Here is a 15,369-nt window from a genome sequence, read left to right as displayed (position 1 = left end):
GATCCGATCTTTATTGGAGACGCTCTAATTGTGCAACAAGCTTCTCATGATTTTGTTCAAAGCCCGCAAGGCGTTGTTTTTCTTGGGCTACCACCTCTGCTGGGGCGCGAGCAACGAAGCTTTCATTGCCAAGCTTGCCACGCGCCTTCGTGATTTCATTAGCAAGACGCTCAATTTCTTTACCAAGACGAGCGCGCTCAGCCCCAACATCGACTTCAATCTTGAGAAGTAGCTTGATATCTCCCACAAGAGCAATTGGGGCTCCCGGAGCATCTTTTTCTAATGCGGATTCATCGCTATAGATTTTGACTTCTGTTAGCTTTGCTAAAGCGAGTAAATAGGGGGTAGCTTTTTGCAAGAAAGCTTCTGGACCACAAATCCATAAAGGAACTTTTTGGCCCGGGGGAACTTGCATCTCACCCCGTAGGTTTCTGCAAGCATCCACAATCGCTTTGACTTGCGCTACCCAAGCTTCACTTTGCTCATCAATCTTTTCTGGTTGAGAAACGGGGTAGGGTTGCAATGCGATGGTTTGCTTAGCCTGCTTAGCTAATTCTTTTCCAGATTTTGGACCAACGGTTTGCCAAAGTGTTTCAGTGATAAATGGAATGAGGGGGTGCGCCATGCGCAAAATGGTTTCCAGCACTCGCAGCAAAGTGCGACGGGTTGCGCGTTGTTGTGCTGGTGTGCCAGTTTGCAATTGAACTTTAGCTAGCTCTAAATACCAGTCGCAGTATTCGTCCCAAACAAATTGATAAATACTGCTAGCGATATTGTCAAAGCGATAGTTTTGGAATCCTTTGGCCACTTCAGCCTCGGTTCTTTGTAGTTGCGACACAATCCAACGATCTGCTGGCGAGAAGTCTAAGTAGCCATCGGGGCCACACTGGTTATCGCATGGAGCAAGACCATTATCTTGGTCGCCGCCTGGGCAATTCATCAAGACGAAGCGGGTCGCATTCCAGAGTTTGTTACAGAAATTGCGATAGCCTTCGCAGCGCTTCTGATCAAAATTGATATTGCGACCAAGCGATGCTAATGATGCGAAGGTAAAGCGCAGGGCATCTGTACCAAATGCAGGAATGCCATCCGGAAACTCTTTTTTGGTTTTCTTGCCGATGCTCTCAGCTTGCTTTGGATTCATGAGGCCAGTGGTGCGTTTCCCTACAAGCTCATCAAGTTTGATGCCATCGATTAAGTCGATTGGATCCAAAGTGTTACCTTTGGACTTACTCATCTTCTGACCTTCCGCATCGCGCACTAAGCCGTGTACATAAACAGTGTGGAATGGCACTTTGCCAGTGAAGTGGCAGGTCATCATGACCATGCGTGCTACCCAGAAGAAAATGATGTCAAAACCCGTTACCAATACTGAGGATGGTAAGAAATGATGTAGCGCGGGTGTTTCCTCTGGCCAACCTAGTGAACTAAAGGGAACTAGTGCAGAACTAAACCAAGTATCTAGTACATCAGGGTCGCGATTGAGTTTGCCGGTATAGCCAGCAGTTGCGGCCTTAGATTTAGCCTCTTCTTCAGAGCGTGCTACAAAAATCTGACCATCATCGCCATACCAAGCAGGAATCTGATGGCCCCACCAGAGTTGCCGAGAGATGCACCAGTCCTGAATGTTTTCTAGCCATTGGGTGTAGGTGGTAATCCAGTTCTCAGGAACTAATTTAATATCACCTTTAGTAACGGCATCTAGAGCCGCACCTGCAATCGATGACCCAGGTTGATATTGGTTATCGGGGCTTGGTTTTGACATTGCGACAAACCATTGGTCGGTGAGCATGGGCTCGATGATGGTCTGTGTACGATCACCGCGTGGCACCATCAATTTGTGTGGCTGAACTTTTTCAAGTAAGCCTGCGGCATCCAAATCAGCAACGACTTGTTTGCGAGCAGCAAAGCGCTCCATACCTTGATAGGCAACAGGAGCGTTTTCATTAATCTTGGCATCTAGCGTGAGAATGTTGATGAGCGGTAACTGATGACGTTGTCCAACGGCATAGTCATTGAAGTCGTGTGCTGGTGTCACTTTGACAACACCCGTACCAAAATTCAAATCAACATATTCATCAGCGATGATGGGGATCTGACGGTCACATAAAGGAAGGTTGACCGACTTGCCAATCAGATGCTTGTAGCGTTCATCTGTTGGGTTGACCATGACGGCAACGTCACCGAGCAAGGTTTCAGGGCGGGTGGTGGCAACTGTGAGATGGCCTGAGCCATCAGTCAGTGGGTAGCGAATGTGCCACATTGAACCATCTTCTTCTTCGCTGACTACTTCAAGATCGGAGACCGCGGTTCCTAAAACAGGATCCCAGTTCACTAAACGCTTGCCACGATAAATTAAGCCTTGCTCATGTAAGCGCACAAATACTTCAACCACGGCCTTGGACATTTTGCTGTCCATGGTGAAATACTCTTTGCCCCAATCAATCGAAGCCCCTAAGCGACGAATTTGACGGGTAATAGTATTGCCTGAAGTTTCTTTCCACTCCCACACTTTTTCTAAGAACTTTTCACGACCAAGATCGTGACGAGAAATTTTTTGTGCATCGAGTTGGCGCTCCACTACGATTTGAGTGGCAATGCCAGCGTGGTCTGTGCCAGGTACCCATAAGGTATTTTTGCCAGACATGCGAGCATGACGAATCAAGCCATCCATGATGGTTTGATTAAAAGCATGACCCATGTGAAGGGTGCCAGTCACATTGGGTGGTGGCAGCTGAATCGAAAAATCACCCTTACCCTCATCCATGCTGGCGTCAGCTATTCCTCTGCGCTCCCACTCTGGGCCCCAATAGGCTTCAATCGGTGCAGGTTCGTAGGATTTGGCTAGCTCTTCCGCAGAGCCAGCGACTGATGAATTGGGGCTATTTGAGGCATTTGGCATAAGAGGCAAATTATAATTGGGCTGATGTATTCAGACATGCTCGCGAACCTTAATCCAGAACAGCGCGAGGCTGTAACCCTCCCGCCCGTTAACCCAGATGGCCAAGCCCAATCTGCCTTGATTTTGGCAGGCGCTGGTAGTGGCAAGACACGTGTGTTGACTACTAGGATTGCTTGGTTGATTCAAACAGGGCAAGTTTCACCGATCGGGGTCTTGGCGGTGACATTTACCAATAAGGCGGCAAAAGAGATGATGGTGCGCTTGAGCGCCATGCTGCCAATCAATACTCGTGGCATGTGGATTGGCACTTTCCATGGCTTATGTAATCGTTTATTGCGGGCTCATCATAAAGAGGCGGGTTTACCATCGACCTTCCAGATCCTAGATACCCAAGATCAGCTATCGGCCATTAAGCGTCTTTTAAAAGGTTTAAAGGTGGATGATGAAAAGTATCCACCTAAGCAGTTGCAGTATTTCATTGCGCATGCAAAAGAGCGTGGGCAGCGCGCTAAAGATTTATCGCTTGGCGATGATTTTCAGGCAAAGATGGCGCAACTGTATGCAGCCTATGATGAGCAATGCCAGCGTGAAGGCGTTGTAGATTTTGCTGAATTACTGCTGCGTAGTTATGAGCTATTGAAGCACAGCGAGCCGATTCGTACTCATTACCAAGAGCGCTTTCGTCATATTCTGATTGACGAGTTTCAGGATACCAATGCCTTGCAATATGCCTGGCTCAAATTACTTTCTGGTCATGATGCGAGCCGTGTCAATGTGAGCGGTATGGGAAGTAGTTCGGTATTTGCAGTCGGCGATGACGACCAAAGTATTTACGCCTTCCGTGGCGCTGACGTTGAAAACATGCGTCTTTATGAAAAGCAGTTTCATCCCTTGCTGGTCAAGCTCGAGCAGAACTATCGCTCACACGGACATATTTTGGATACCGCCAATCATTTGATTGCAAATAATGCTGAGCGTCTTGGCAAGAACTTACGTACTGATGCTGGACATGGTGAGCCAGTTCGCATCTATGAGGCACCAAGTGATCATGCTGAAGCAGCTTGGTTGGTAGATGAAATAAAAGCCTTGGTAAATAGCGGCATCAAACGCACTGAAATTGCTTTGCTCTATAGAAGCAATGCGCAGTCACGCATTATTGAGCATGCACTTTTCTCTGCGGGTATTCCGTATCGTGTGTATGGCGGATTGCGATTCTTCGAGCGCGCAGAAATTAAGCATGCACTCGCTTATTTGCGTTTACTTGAAAATCCCAATGACGATACTTCCTTCTCTCGGGTTGTGAATTTCCCAACGCGGGGTATTGGCGCAAGATCGATTGAAGCATTACAAGATGCAGCAAGAGCCCAGCAGTGTTCCTTGTACACCGCAGCATCTTCTCTCGAGGGTAAAGCGGGCGCCTCCTTAGGCGGCTTTATTCGCCTGGTGGATCACATGCGTGAAGCAACCCGCCACAATACCCTGCCAGAAACTGTTGAGTTTGTGATTCAGCACAGCGGCTTGATTCAGCATTATTTGTCTGAGCGCGAAGGGCAAGACCGAGTCGAAAACTTACAAGAATTGATTAACGCCGCTACTGCATTTATTGCGGAAGAGGGTTATGGGCAAGATGCGATTGCCGCACTCTTGCCTGGTGAAAATGATCCAGGCACAGTAGAAATGTCTCCACTTGCGGCTTTCTTGGCGCATGCCTCTTTGGAAGCGGGCGATAACCAGGCTCAAGCAGGTCAAGATGCTGTGCAACTCATGACGGTGCACTCTGCAAAAGGTTTGGAGTTCACCTCGGTATTTATTACTGGTCTTGAAGAGGGCTTGTTCCCGCACGAGAACAGCGTGAATGAGCAAAACGGTTTAGAAGAAGAGCGACGCCTCATGTATGTTGCTATTACGCGCGCTAAGGAGCGCTTGTATTTGTCGCACACCCAGTCACGCATGCTGCATGGCCAAGTGCGCTACAACATGCCTTCCCGTTTCTTGGAAGAGTTACCAAGCGAATCATTGAAGTGGTTAACACCTAAAGCAAAAGATGCGCGTTGGGGTGGCAGCTCAAGATCCAGTTCTACCTGGCAAGATGGTTACACCCGTCAGCGTGAATACGAATCGAATGACTTTTTTGATTCTGGTAGCGAACGCCCAAGACCAGCTAAGCGAGTCAGCTCAGCCTCTATGGAAGTGAAGCGTTTAGCTTCACCGCCCCGAGGAAATTATCCTTTCACGATTGGCCAAAATGTATTTCATACGAAGTTTGGTGAAGGGCGTGTTACAGGATTAGAGGGTGTTGATGCGGATGCTAGAGCGCAAGTGAACTTTAAGCGTCACGGCGTCAAATGGTTACAACTCAGTATTGCAAAATTGGCTGCAATTGACTGAGTTTGATGAGAGCTAAGCTTACAGGCTAGCTCCTTCTTCAGCAAAGCAGGCTTTCCAAGTGGCATAAAAGGAGCAGTGCATGATGGTTAAGCCAGCCATCGAAATTGGCGCCACAATAAAAGATGCTGCCTGACCTAAATCTAAAGCATCAAAGAGCATGCCGATTGACAAAGGAATGGCGATCAAAATCGCACTCCAGATGGCAAGGTAAAAAAAGAATGCGGCTTTATTTGTCCAACAAGCTAGCCAGCTAGAAAACAAGGCTTGCGGAACAGACATATCAGCCCAAGCAATTAAGATGGGTGAGAACCACATCAGCATTGCAATGGGGATATACAAAATGGCGCCAAAGACCAGCACAAGATAAACCTGCCTGAGTGCTTCGGGGGTGATGGGTTTATCGGTTGTCATGAGGGGCAATAGCGTTTCGAAATCCACCAAGAGACTCAAGACAAAACTCATCAGCAAAATCAAAGCGGCGTATACCAAGCCTAACTGCAGAATTCGGTTACGAACAAATTGTCCTGATTGCAATGCAATTAAGTAGACGCTGGGTCGAATACGCTCTTTCTGAATTGCTTGACGGCAAGCAGTCATAAATCCAACCGAAAGAGTGGGTGTCAGTAGCAGGACCGCAAAGACGCCAATGACTGGGATGATGACGGCAAGTTGAGCAACAAAAACATACATAAAGACCAACATCAAAAATCCCAAAGGATTTTGTTTGAATAACCAAATTCCCTGTTGAATCCAGGTGTAGCCTTCTTTGGGGGCAACGTTATTAAGTCTCATAGAGTGCGGCGGCTAAGAAGAATGCGTTCGAAATGCGTTGGGTCATGCGGTGTGAGCATTTGGGCGTCACGGGGTAAATAAAAGTCCCATAGGCGAGAAACCCAAAAACGCAAGGCTGCTGCTCGTACCATCAGAGGCCAGCTTACTTGCTCTTCTTTGGTAAGTGGGCGCACAGATTGATAGGCATTCATCAAGGCATCAAAGCGAGCTGGATCTAAATCTTGCTTATTCTCAGCCAAGCACCAATCATTCACGGTGACAGCAAGGTCAAACAACCATTTATCGGTGCCAGCAAAATAGAAATCAAAAAACCCGCCTAACTGATCATTGCTGCTATCTGATGATCCCTTAGGATCAAACAAGACGTTATCTCTGAAGAGATCGCAATGGCTAGCGCCTTGCGGAAGCATGTCGTAATTACTAGATGAGAAAAAAGCTTCTTGGGTACTGAGCTCATGAGTAAGCAATTCTTTTTGAGCAGTATTTAAATGAGGCAATACTAGTGGAATGGTTTGTTGCCACCAACCAAGGCTGCGAAGATTTTCTTGCGTCTTTGGAAAATCTTTTCCAGCAAGATGCATTTTGGCCAGCATCTCACCAACTAAAGCGCAGTGCTTTACTTCTGGCTGCATTCGGGAGAGGCCGGGTAACTTGCTAACGATCGCGGCTGGCTTACCTTTTAGGGTAAAAAGAATCTCGCCACGCTTATTCTCAATTGGCTTAGGCACAGGAATGCCTTTATTCGCCAAGTGACGCATTAGCTCTAGGTAGTAGGGAAGTTGCGCTGCAGTTAAGCGCTCAAAGATGGTAAGAACATATTCTTGTTTCTTGCCATCTTTAGTGGTGTCTAAGAAGAAGTTGGAGTTTTCAATTCCACCATGAATGCCACGAATATCTGTTGCTTGGCCGATAGTAAATTCTTGGGAGATCCATGGAGCAATCTCACCAAGTTCAATCGGAGTAAATACAGCCATTGTTAAATGCGTAGTTCTTTATTGAATCGGAATGCTGATGCTGGGTACGCTAATCAGTGCACCTTCACCGGAGGGTGGTCCAGGCATTACAGAATCTGGTGGCGACATCTCATAAGTGGTGTACTTGGTTTTAACTTGTACTTGTGTAGGACTATTTGCATCCTTGTATTCGGTAATTTCAGTGCCAGTAGCTTCTTTGTGTTGGAAGCTTGGCTTGCGAGTCTCTGGATTGCTCACAACGCCAGCCGGACTCATCATGGGTGAGAGTGGTTGATTATTGATTCGGTTCAACTCAGATTGACTGAGTGCCTGGCTGTTATTCTGAGCCTGTGCAGAACCTGCTCCGAAGACAGCAAAAATTACCAAAAAACTCGTGAGAGCGAGACTTTGGCTCAAGATATGGCTAATTACGTTTGTTAGGGCATGCATCATTTTTCACCTTTTTTGGCCTACTTTTGGGCAGTTGATTAATCCGTCCTGTAGGTAATTGTTAACTAGATTGTACGATTGCGGTATGACGAAACATAGACTCTTGTTGGTAGATGGCTCTAGCTACCTCTATCGCGCCTTCCATGCCATGCCCGACCTAAGAAATGGGGCTGGAGAGCCCACGGGGGCTATATATGGCATGGTCAATATGATGCGCCGTGCCCGTTCGGAGCTAAAAGCCGACCATATTGCTTGCGTATTTGACGCTAAAGGGAAAACCTTCCGGGATGAGATGTACCCAGAATACAAGGCCCATCGCTCTCCTATGCCCGAGGATTTGGTCAAGCAAATTGAGCCAATTCATTTGATGGTTAAGGCATTGGGCTGGCCTGTATTAATGGTATCGGGGGTGGAGGCTGACGATGTGATTGGTACCTTAGCTTGCCAGGCTACACAAGCGGGTTGGGAAACCATCATCTCTACGGGTGATAAGGATCTGGCGCAATTAGTCAATGCATCGGTCACGCTGATTAATACGATGACCAATGAAAAATTAGACATTGATGGCGTGGTTGAAAAATTTGGCGTTCCACCAGAGTTAATTGTGGATTACTTATCGATCATTGGTGATGCCGTTGACAATGTTCCTGGCGTTCCAAAGGCAGGCCCCAAAACAGCAAATAAATGGCTGGCAGAGTTTGGCAATTTAGATAATTTGATTGCGAATGCAGATCAAGTAAAAGGTGTAGTCGGAGAAAACTTGCGTGCAACGCTCAGTTGGTTGCCACAAGCACGACAACTAATCACCGTTAAAACAGATTGCGATTTGTCGCCACACTTGCCAGGTTTGGATGATTTACATGCCAAGCCAGAAGATGCTGCTCTACTGCGAGATTTGTTTGAGCGCTATGCATTTAAAACATGGTTGCGTGATGTAGAAAAGCAGTTAGCAAGTCCATCCAATGAGGCCCTAGAAGGAGAGTCTCTGGATCTAGCCGGTACGCCAATCAGCAATCAAGTCGAAGCAGTTGAATCAAAAAAATCTACAGCAGCTGTAAGCGCATCACCAAAAACAGCTGCACCAGATTCGCTAGAGCGCCAATATGAGTGCGTTACGGATGAAGTGACTTTAGAAAAGTGGTTGAGAAAAATTGAAGCGGCTGAGTTAACGGCTGTTGATACAGAAACTACTAGCCTAGATGCATTAGCCGCGGAATTAGTTGGCATCTCATTGTCTGTAAAACCAGGAGAAGCTTGTTACATTCCAGTGGCACATCGCAATGGCGAGACGCAACTGAGCCGTGATCAGGTGTTGTCGCGTATGAAGTCTTGGTTAGAAAGTAAAACGCATTTAAAAGTCGGGCAAAACTTAAAGTACGACATCCACGTATTTGCGAACTATGGAATTACATTGGGCGGCGTTGCGTTTGATACCTTGCTGGAATCTTATGTGCTCGAGTCTCATCTTCCGCACAATATGGACAGCATGGCTGAGCGCCACCTGGGCGTGAAAACGATTCGTTACGAAGAGGTTTGCGGCAAGGGTGCACATCAAATTGGTTTTGATCAGGTAGATCTTCAAGTCGCTACTGACTATGCGGCTGAAGATGCCGACATTACCTTGCGACTCCACCAAGAGTTATGGCCTCAGATTCAGGCGAATCCCGGACTCTTGTATGTGTATCAACAGATTGAAATGCCTGCGATGCATGTGCTTGGAGTCATGGAGCGTAATGGTATTCGGATTGACTCAGCTCTTTTAGGTAAGCAAGGCCAACAAGTTGGTAAACGCCTCTTGGAATTAGAGAGTGAGATTCATCAACTTGCTGGTCAGCCATTTAATATTCAATCGCCTAAGCAAATTGCAGAAATCTTATTTGGGCAATTAGAGTTGCCCATCATTAAAAAGACGCCATCGGGCGCACCCTCTACGGACGAAGAGGTTTTGCAAAAGTTGGCAGAGGACTATCCTTTGCCCGCGCGTATTTTGGACTATCGAGGCTTGGCAAAATTAATGTCAACCTATATTGAAAAATTGCCACGTATGGCTGATTCCAAGACGGGTCGTGTACACACCAATTTTTCCCAAGCTACTGCGGTGACAGGTCGTCTGGCATCAAGCGACCCCAATTTGCAAAACATTCCTGTGCGCACTGAAGAAGGTCGACGTATTCGTGAAGCCTTTGTACCTGCACAGGGTTGCAAATTATTATCTGCCGACTACTCGCAAATTGAACTGCGCATCATGGCGCACATCGCCGAGGATGAAAACTTACTAACAGCCTTCAAAGAAGGCAAGGATGTGCACCAGGCAACGGCTGCTGAAATTTTTGGTGTTCCTTTGAGTGAAGTCAATTCCGAACAGCGGCGTTATGCCAAGGTCATTAACTTCGGCTTGATCTACGGTATGAGTGCCTTTGGTTTGGCGGGCAATTTAGGGATTGAGCGCTCTGCTGCGCAAAACTATATTGCGAAATATTTTGATCGTTATCCAGGTGTGGCGCAGTATATGGAGCATACTCGCCTAGAAGCCAGAGAAAATGGTTATGTAGAAACCGTTTTTGGTAGGCGCTTGTGGCTTCCAGAGATTAAGGGGTCAAATGGACCTCGCCGCCAAGGTGCAGAGCGTGCCGCAATTAATGCGCCGATGCAAGGCACTGCCGCTGACCTGATTAAGTTAGCGATGGTTGCAGTGGAAGATTGGCTAGAGAAAGAAAAGCTGAAAACTAAGCTCTTACTGCAGGTGCACGATGAATTGGTATTTGATGTGCCATTGGATGAAATTGACCTATTGCAAGCAAAACTACCGGATTTGATGTGCAATGTAGCTAAGTTAAAAGTGCCGTTGGTTGTGAGTATCGGTATTGGCGATAATTGGGAAGAAGCCCATTAAAAAATCACTTGGAGACAAATATCATGAGCGAAAAAACACAAGATCAAGGTAGAAGACGTTTTATGAAAGCCTCAGTGGCAAGTACCGCGGTGACGGCGCTAGGGGTAGGTTTCGTTGCTGCGGCAGATCCAGTTCTTGCTGCTGCAATTGAAACAGATTTCAAGGGGCTTAAGGCAGGCGAGCAAATGATACCGGTAGGTAGCTTCCAAATGCCAGCCTATGTATCGCGTCCTGAAAAAGCTAAAGGTAATTTGCCCATCGTAATTGTTGTGAGTGAAATTTTTGGCGTGCATGAATATATTGCTGATGTCACCAGACGATTTGCCAAATTGGGATATTTAGCAATCGCACCTGAATTTTTTACTCGCGCTGGCGATCCGAATGCTTATGGAACTGTTGCTGAAATTCAGTCAAATATTGTTGCAAAGACACCCGATGCGCAAGTATTAAACGATCTTCAGGCAGCTCTCGTTTGGGCCGGGAAGAATGGCGGTGATCTAAAGCGTGTTGGTGTCACTGGTTTTTGTTGGGGTGGTCGTATTACTTGGCTCTCAGCAACCTTGCCGCAGGTTAAAGCAGGAGTGGCTTGGTATGGCCGCTTGATTGGTGAAAAAACAGAAGGTAGTCCACGTCACCCCGTTGAGTTGGCCTCTGATTTAAAGGCGCCCGTATTGGGGCTATATGGCGGTGCTGATACCGGCATTTCTTTAGAAAGCGTTGAGCAGATGCGCGCTGCGTTGGCGCAAGCAGCTCCCAAGAATGCTGCTGCAAAAGCATCGGTAATCGAGGTATACCCAGATGCGCCGCATGCATTTCATGCTGATTACCGCGCAACCTATCGCGAGGGCCCAGCAAAAGATGGTTGGGAAAAATGCATTGCTTGGTTTAAGAAAATGGGCGTTGCTTAATACCCTATGACTGTCTTACAAAGCATTCTATTGGTAACGGCGCTTGCGGGCACTGCGAGTGCACTCGTTGCCGCTAGCTGCTCTTTAGCTTTGCTGGCAAAGATGGTCAATCACATGGTGAGTTTATCAGTGGGCATCCTACTAGCCACAGCATTGCTGCACTCTTTGCCAGAGGCTTTTAGTATGGAGTCCACTAATCCACAACTGCTATTTGCAACTTTGTTAGCTGGCTTGTTGGGATTTTTCTTATTAGAAAAGATTGCGCTTTTGCGCCATGATCATCATCACGAAGGTGATGGCCATCACCACCATCATGGTCATGATGCAGAGAACGCAGGGCGTAGTGGTTGGATGATTTTGGTAGGTGATGGTTTGCATAATTTTGTGGATGGTATTTTGATTGCCGCCGCATTCATGGCCGATTATCAGGTCGGCATCTTTACTGCGATTGCCATCATTGCGCATGAGATTCCACAAGAGATCGGTGATTTTATTGTCTTGTTAAACGCAGGTTTTTCACGGACTCGTGCTTTGCTATACAACTGTATTTGTGGCTTGGCAGCAGTGATAGGTGGTGTGCTGGCGTATTTCTTCTTAGAAAAAGCCCATGCAGCGATGCCGTATTTATTGGTAATTGCTTCTAGTAGTTTTATTTATATCGCCGTAAGCGATTTGATTCCGCAAATGCATCGTCGTCCACACTGGGCCGAGTCACTACGGCAAACGATATTGATTGCTTGTGGCGTTGGATTCGTTGTCTTACTGTCGCTAATTCACTAAACCGAATTAAATTTCAATCGGTCTGCTGCTGTCGGCACACCACTCACTCCAGCTACCAGCGTAAAGACGTGAGCCTTTGAGACCAGCAACTTCCATTGCCAGAAGGTTGTGACAGGCAGTCACGCCAGAGCCACATTGATGAATCACTTGCCCTGGTTTATGTGAGCCGAGTAGTTCCACGAAGTCTTTAAACAATTGTTCTGCTGACTTAAAAGCAGTAGCCGATAGGTTGTCTTTAAAGAAATGATTGATGGCACCAGGAATGTGACCACCCACTGGATCTAACGTTTCGTTTTGCCCATGAAAGCGATCATTGGCTCGTGCGTCAATCACGATATGGCTCTTAGATTGCAAATTACGAACAACTTCATCTAGCAGCACCAGTCCTTCATAGGGTCTTGCTGCTACGGGCGTGCTTAATGGTGTGGGTTTGCGAGGCACTGTACCCATGGGGCCATTCCAAGCATCTAGACCACCATTTAATACTTGAACATTAGCGTGCCCGCTAGCTTTAAGCATCCACCATAGGCGACTAGCGTAAACAGAGCCTTGTTTGTCGTAAGCAACCACCAAGGTGTTTGGGTTAATGCCTAAGCGGGTCTTGGTTTGTGCCCACGCTTCAGGTGTGGGTAATGGATGTCTGCCATTCTTGCCAGTCTTGGTGCCTGACAAGTCTTGATCGAGATCTACATAAATCGCGCCAGGAATATGGCTTTCTTCGTAAGCTTTTTTGCCAGCTTGGGTATCTACTAAATCAAAACGGCAATCACAGAGTAATACGTTCTCGCCACTATTAATGATTTCTTCTAACTGGTTTGCAGTAATTAGAGGAGTCATGATGCTTCCTATTTAACTAATACGTTGGTGGCGAGAAGTGTGTATGTAGATTATGCGCCTTGAAAGTTCATCACGCGTCGATACCACTCATGAAAATGTTGCATGCCATCTTCCATCGGGCTTTGATAAGGGCCAACCTCATTTACCCCTCGCGCAAGTAGTGCTGCTCTACCTTGATCCATGCGCTCAGCAATTTCATCATCTTCAATGCAAGTTTCCATATAGGCAGCGCGCTCCGCTTCCACAAATTCCCGTTCGAATAGAGCGATCTCTTCTGGGTAGTAGAACTCAACAATATTGCGTGTTTTGTTAACACCCATAGGGTGTAAGGTAGAAACGCAGAGTACGCCTGGATACCATTCGACCATCACGTTGGGGTAGTAGGTGAGCCAGATTGCTCCATGTCGTGGAGTCTTGCCATTAAATTGGCGCAATACAGCCTCATGCCAGTGACGGTAAGTTTGTGAACCAGGGTTTTGTAAGTCTTTATGAATGCCAACGGTTTGTACGCTATGCCACTCACCAAATTCCCAGTGCAAGTCTTCGCAAGAAACAAATTTGCCAAGGCCTGGATGAAAAGGAACGACGTGATAGTCCTCAAGGTAAACCTCGATAAATGTTTTCCAGTTGTAGTTGCAATCGTGCACTTCAACATGGTCAAGCATGTATCCATCAAACTTGAGATCATCAGCAACACCCAGTTTTGCGAGATCACTGCGAACATCTCGCGGACCCTCAAACAGGAGACCTTGCCAATTTTGCAGTGGTGATTTGCCAAGATTTAAACAAGGCTTGTCTGCAAAGTGAGGTGCGCCTAATAAATTGCCGCCCAAGTCATAAGTCCAGCGATGCAGTGGGCAAACAATATTTTCTGTTTTGCCTTTGCCATTTAGCATGAGCGCTTGGCGATGACGGCAAACATTGGAGAGCAGTTCAATACCCTCTTGATTGCGCACCAGAATACGACCCTCGTTCTCAGCACTTAAAGTTTGATAGGAGCCAACGTCAGGCACCATGAGTTCGTGGCCAACATAGCCAGGACCCTGCTTGAAAAGCAGTTCAATTTCCCGCTGATATAGGTCAGCGTCAAAATATGCCGAAACCGGCAGTTGTAGATTGGACGGCGCAAGCTGCTGCGCGGTAGCCAGATTAGTCATTCTCCCCACCCCCGAAAACGTCAGCCGAAGCTAAGCGGAATAACCAATCCAACCATCGACGGATCGATATTGGAAAGGAAGGGGGGAATTATACCCATGCAAGCGTCTTCTCGCTTTAATATGTAGGGCTATCCGTATTGGGAATATGAAGGAAACCGCTTATGGCAAGCAAAAAGTCAGAAAGTTCAAAAGCAGGTCTTGAGGTCCAAATTGACCCAGATTTACGTTATGAGCAGGCAGTAAAAGAGCTGGAGAAGCTCATTTCTGATATGGAGTCAGGAAAATTTTCCCTTGAAGAGACCTTATTGGCGTATCAGCGTGGCGCAGCTCTGCTTAAACATTGCCAAGGCGTTTTGGCCCAAGTAGAACAGCAAGTGCGCGTGTTTGAGGCTTAATTGACAGCGATTTCATTTCAAGAGTGGCTTGTTTCACACTCCGAGCGAGTGGAGTCTGCCTTAGATCGATTGCTGGATTTACCGCAAACCACTCCACAGCGCTTACATGAGGCGATGCGATATGCCGCGCAGGGCGGCGGTAAACGTATTCGTCCTTTGCTGGTTTACGCTGCTGGGCAGTTAGGAGAATCCTCTGCACAAAAAACAGAAATGCTCGATGCTGCTGCTGTAGCGGTGGAATGTATTCATGCGTATTCATTAGTGCATGACGATATGCCCTGTATGGATGACGATGATTTGCGTCGAGGTAGACCTACTGTTCATAAAGCGTTTGATGAAGCAACTGCATTATTAGTTGGCGATGCATTGCAGACGCGCGCCTTTGAGGTATTGGCTAATTCGCCTGGAGATGCAAATGCACGCCTGCAAATGATTGCCTGTTTGGCTGCTGCATCGGGATCACGTGGCATGGCAGGTGGCCAGGCAATTGATCTTGAAAGCGTTGGCAAAAAATTAGATTTGACAGGTCTTCAGCAAATGCATGCCATGAAAACGGGCGCATTGTTATCTTGCGCTGTTGAGTTAGGCGGAATCGCGGCTAAGCTAAATGCCGATCAGCTCAAGCAGCTCAATCAGTACTCAAATGCGCTGGGTTTAGCCTTTCAAATTATCGACGATGTCTTAGATGCAACGGCTGATAGTCAAACGCTGGGAAAGACTGCTGGAAAAGACGCGGCTGCCAACAAGCCCACCTATGTCACCTTGATGGGTTTAGACTATGCACAGCAACAGGCTAAAGAATTGCAAGAAATCGCCATGCGTAGTCTGGATGGTTTTGGCAATCAAGCCCAAGCTCTAAAAGATTTAGCGCTATTGGTAGTCAATAGAGCTAAATAAAGAATTCATGTAATAAC

General features: G+C 47.0%; 12 protein-coding genes. 6 read left to right on the top strand and 6 right to left on the bottom strand.

Annotation, left to right across the window (positions count from 1 at the left end):
• Positions 1-10: 10 nt before the first annotated feature.
• A complete protein-coding gene (locus tag NHB34_RS08130; RefSeq protein WP_353427144.1) occupies positions 11-2,902 on the bottom strand; it encodes a valine--tRNA ligase in 2,892 nt (963 codons plus the stop codon).
• A gap of 24 nt (positions 2,903-2,926) precedes the next feature.
• Between NHB34_RS08130 and NHB34_RS08125 the strand changes: the two genes are divergently transcribed.
• Complete coding sequence (locus NHB34_RS08125) at positions 2,927-5,290, top strand: UvrD-helicase domain-containing protein (RefSeq protein WP_353427143.1); 2,364 nt, start codon at positions 2,927-2,929, stop codon at positions 5,288-5,290.
• Between the two features lie 18 nt (positions 5,291-5,308).
• Here the strand turns inward: NHB34_RS08125 and NHB34_RS08120 are convergent, their stop codons facing one another.
• The 3 genes from NHB34_RS08120 to NHB34_RS08110 are packed head-to-tail and all read right to left on the bottom strand — an operon-like array spanning position 5,309 to position 7,488.
• Positions 5,309-6,082 (bottom strand): BPSS1780 family membrane protein, encoded by a 774-nt coding sequence (locus tag NHB34_RS08120; protein ID WP_353427142.1) that lies wholly within the window; start codon positions 6,080-6,082, stop codon positions 5,309-5,311.
• The gene (locus NHB34_RS08115) at positions 6,079-7,056 is read right to left on the bottom strand and encodes a homoserine kinase (protein ID WP_353427141.1); all 978 of its coding nucleotides are present in this window, start codon (positions 7,054-7,056) and stop codon (positions 6,079-6,081) included. Before NHB34_RS08115 ends, NHB34_RS08120 begins: the two co-directional genes overlap by 4 nt.
• 18 nt (positions 7,057-7,074) lie before the next feature.
• Positions 7,075-7,488, bottom strand: coding sequence for a hypothetical protein (locus NHB34_RS08110; protein WP_353427140.1), 414 nt, complete (start codon positions 7,486-7,488; stop codon positions 7,075-7,077).
• An 82-nt stretch (positions 7,489-7,570) separates the two neighbouring features.
• Here NHB34_RS08110 and polA point away from each other — a divergent pair, with 82 nt between their 5' ends.
• Genes polA through NHB34_RS08095 form a run of 3 tightly spaced genes read left to right on the top strand, consistent with a single transcriptional unit; the run spans position 7,571 to position 12,066 of the window.
• On the top strand, positions 7,571-10,378 hold the full coding sequence (gene polA, locus NHB34_RS08105) for a DNA polymerase I (RefSeq protein ID WP_353427139.1): 2,808 nt from the start codon (positions 7,571-7,573) through the stop codon (positions 10,376-10,378).
• A 23-nt stretch (positions 10,379-10,401) separates the two neighbouring features.
• Positions 10,402-11,286, top strand: coding sequence for a dienelactone hydrolase family protein (locus NHB34_RS08100; RefSeq protein ID WP_353427138.1), 885 nt, complete (start codon positions 10,402-10,404; stop codon positions 11,284-11,286).
• 6 nt (positions 11,287-11,292) lie between these two features.
• Entirely contained in the window at positions 11,293-12,066 is a 774-nt protein-coding gene (locus tag NHB34_RS08095; protein WP_353427137.1) for a ZIP family metal transporter, read from the top strand.
• 6 nt (positions 12,067-12,072) lie between these two features.
• Here NHB34_RS08095 and NHB34_RS08090 read toward each other — a convergent pair whose 3' ends face one another.
• Positions 12,073-12,903: a sulfurtransferase gene (locus NHB34_RS08090; RefSeq protein WP_353427136.1), complete on the bottom strand. Its 831-nt coding sequence runs from the start codon at positions 12,901-12,903 to the stop codon at positions 12,073-12,075.
• A gap of 50 nt (positions 12,904-12,953) precedes the next feature.
• On the bottom strand, positions 12,954-14,060 hold the full coding sequence (locus tag NHB34_RS08085) for an aromatic ring-hydroxylating dioxygenase subunit alpha (RefSeq protein ID WP_353427135.1): 1,107 nt from the start codon (positions 14,058-14,060) through the stop codon (positions 12,954-12,956).
• Between the two features lie 161 nt (positions 14,061-14,221).
• Here NHB34_RS08085 and xseB point away from each other — a divergent pair, with 161 nt between their 5' ends.
• Together xseB and NHB34_RS08075 are read left to right on the top strand one after the other, a co-directional pair.
• Positions 14,222-14,455, top strand: coding sequence for an exodeoxyribonuclease VII small subunit (gene xseB / locus NHB34_RS08080; protein ID WP_353427134.1), 234 nt, complete (start codon positions 14,222-14,224; stop codon positions 14,453-14,455).
• Entirely contained in the window at positions 14,456-15,352 is an 897-nt protein-coding gene (locus tag NHB34_RS08075) for a polyprenyl synthetase family protein (RefSeq protein ID WP_353427133.1), read from the top strand.
• Positions 15,353-15,369 lie beyond the last annotated feature (17 nt).

This window comes from Polynucleobacter sp. MWH-UH19D (assembly GCF_040409795.1).
Lineage (GTDB): Bacteria > Pseudomonadota > Gammaproteobacteria > Burkholderiales > Burkholderiaceae > Polynucleobacter.
Note: the sequence above shows the minus strand (reverse complement) of the source record. Positions and strands in the feature narration are given on the sequence as shown.

What these genes read in the sequence shown, in the direction of transcription:
- NHB34_RS08110 (WP_353427140.1), bottom strand. Translation starts at nt 7,488, where the DNA reads ATGATGCATGCCCTAACAAACGTAATTAGCCATATCTTGAGCCAAAGT.
- NHB34_RS08130 (WP_353427144.1), bottom strand. Translation starts at nt 2,902, where the DNA reads ATGCCAAATGCCTCAAATAGCCCCAATTCATCAGTCGCTGGCTCTGCG.
- NHB34_RS08125 (WP_353427143.1), top strand. Translation starts at nt 2,927, where the DNA reads ATGTATTCAGACATGCTCGCGAACCTTAATCCAGAACAGCGCGAGGCT.
- NHB34_RS08090 (WP_353427136.1), bottom strand. Translation starts at nt 12,903, where the DNA reads ATGACTCCTCTAATTACTGCAAACCAGTTAGAAGAAATCATTAATAGT.
- NHB34_RS08100 (WP_353427138.1), top strand. Translation starts at nt 10,402, where the DNA reads ATGAGCGAAAAAACACAAGATCAAGGTAGAAGACGTTTTATGAAAGCC.
- polA (WP_353427139.1), top strand. Translation starts at nt 7,571, where the DNA reads ATGACGAAACATAGACTCTTGTTGGTAGATGGCTCTAGCTACCTCTAT.
- NHB34_RS08095 (WP_353427137.1), top strand. Translation starts at nt 11,293, where the DNA reads ATGACTGTCTTACAAAGCATTCTATTGGTAACGGCGCTTGCGGGCACT.
- NHB34_RS08115 (WP_353427141.1), bottom strand. Translation starts at nt 7,056, where the DNA reads ATGGCTGTATTTACTCCGATTGAACTTGGTGAGATTGCTCCATGGATC.
- NHB34_RS08085 (WP_353427135.1), bottom strand. Translation starts at nt 14,060, where the DNA reads ATGACTAATCTGGCTACCGCGCAGCAGCTTGCGCCGTCCAATCTACAA.
- xseB (WP_353427134.1), top strand. Translation starts at nt 14,222, where the DNA reads ATGGCAAGCAAAAAGTCAGAAAGTTCAAAAGCAGGTCTTGAGGTCCAA.
- NHB34_RS08120 (WP_353427142.1), bottom strand. Translation starts at nt 6,082, where the DNA reads ATGAGACTTAATAACGTTGCCCCCAAAGAAGGCTACACCTGGATTCAA.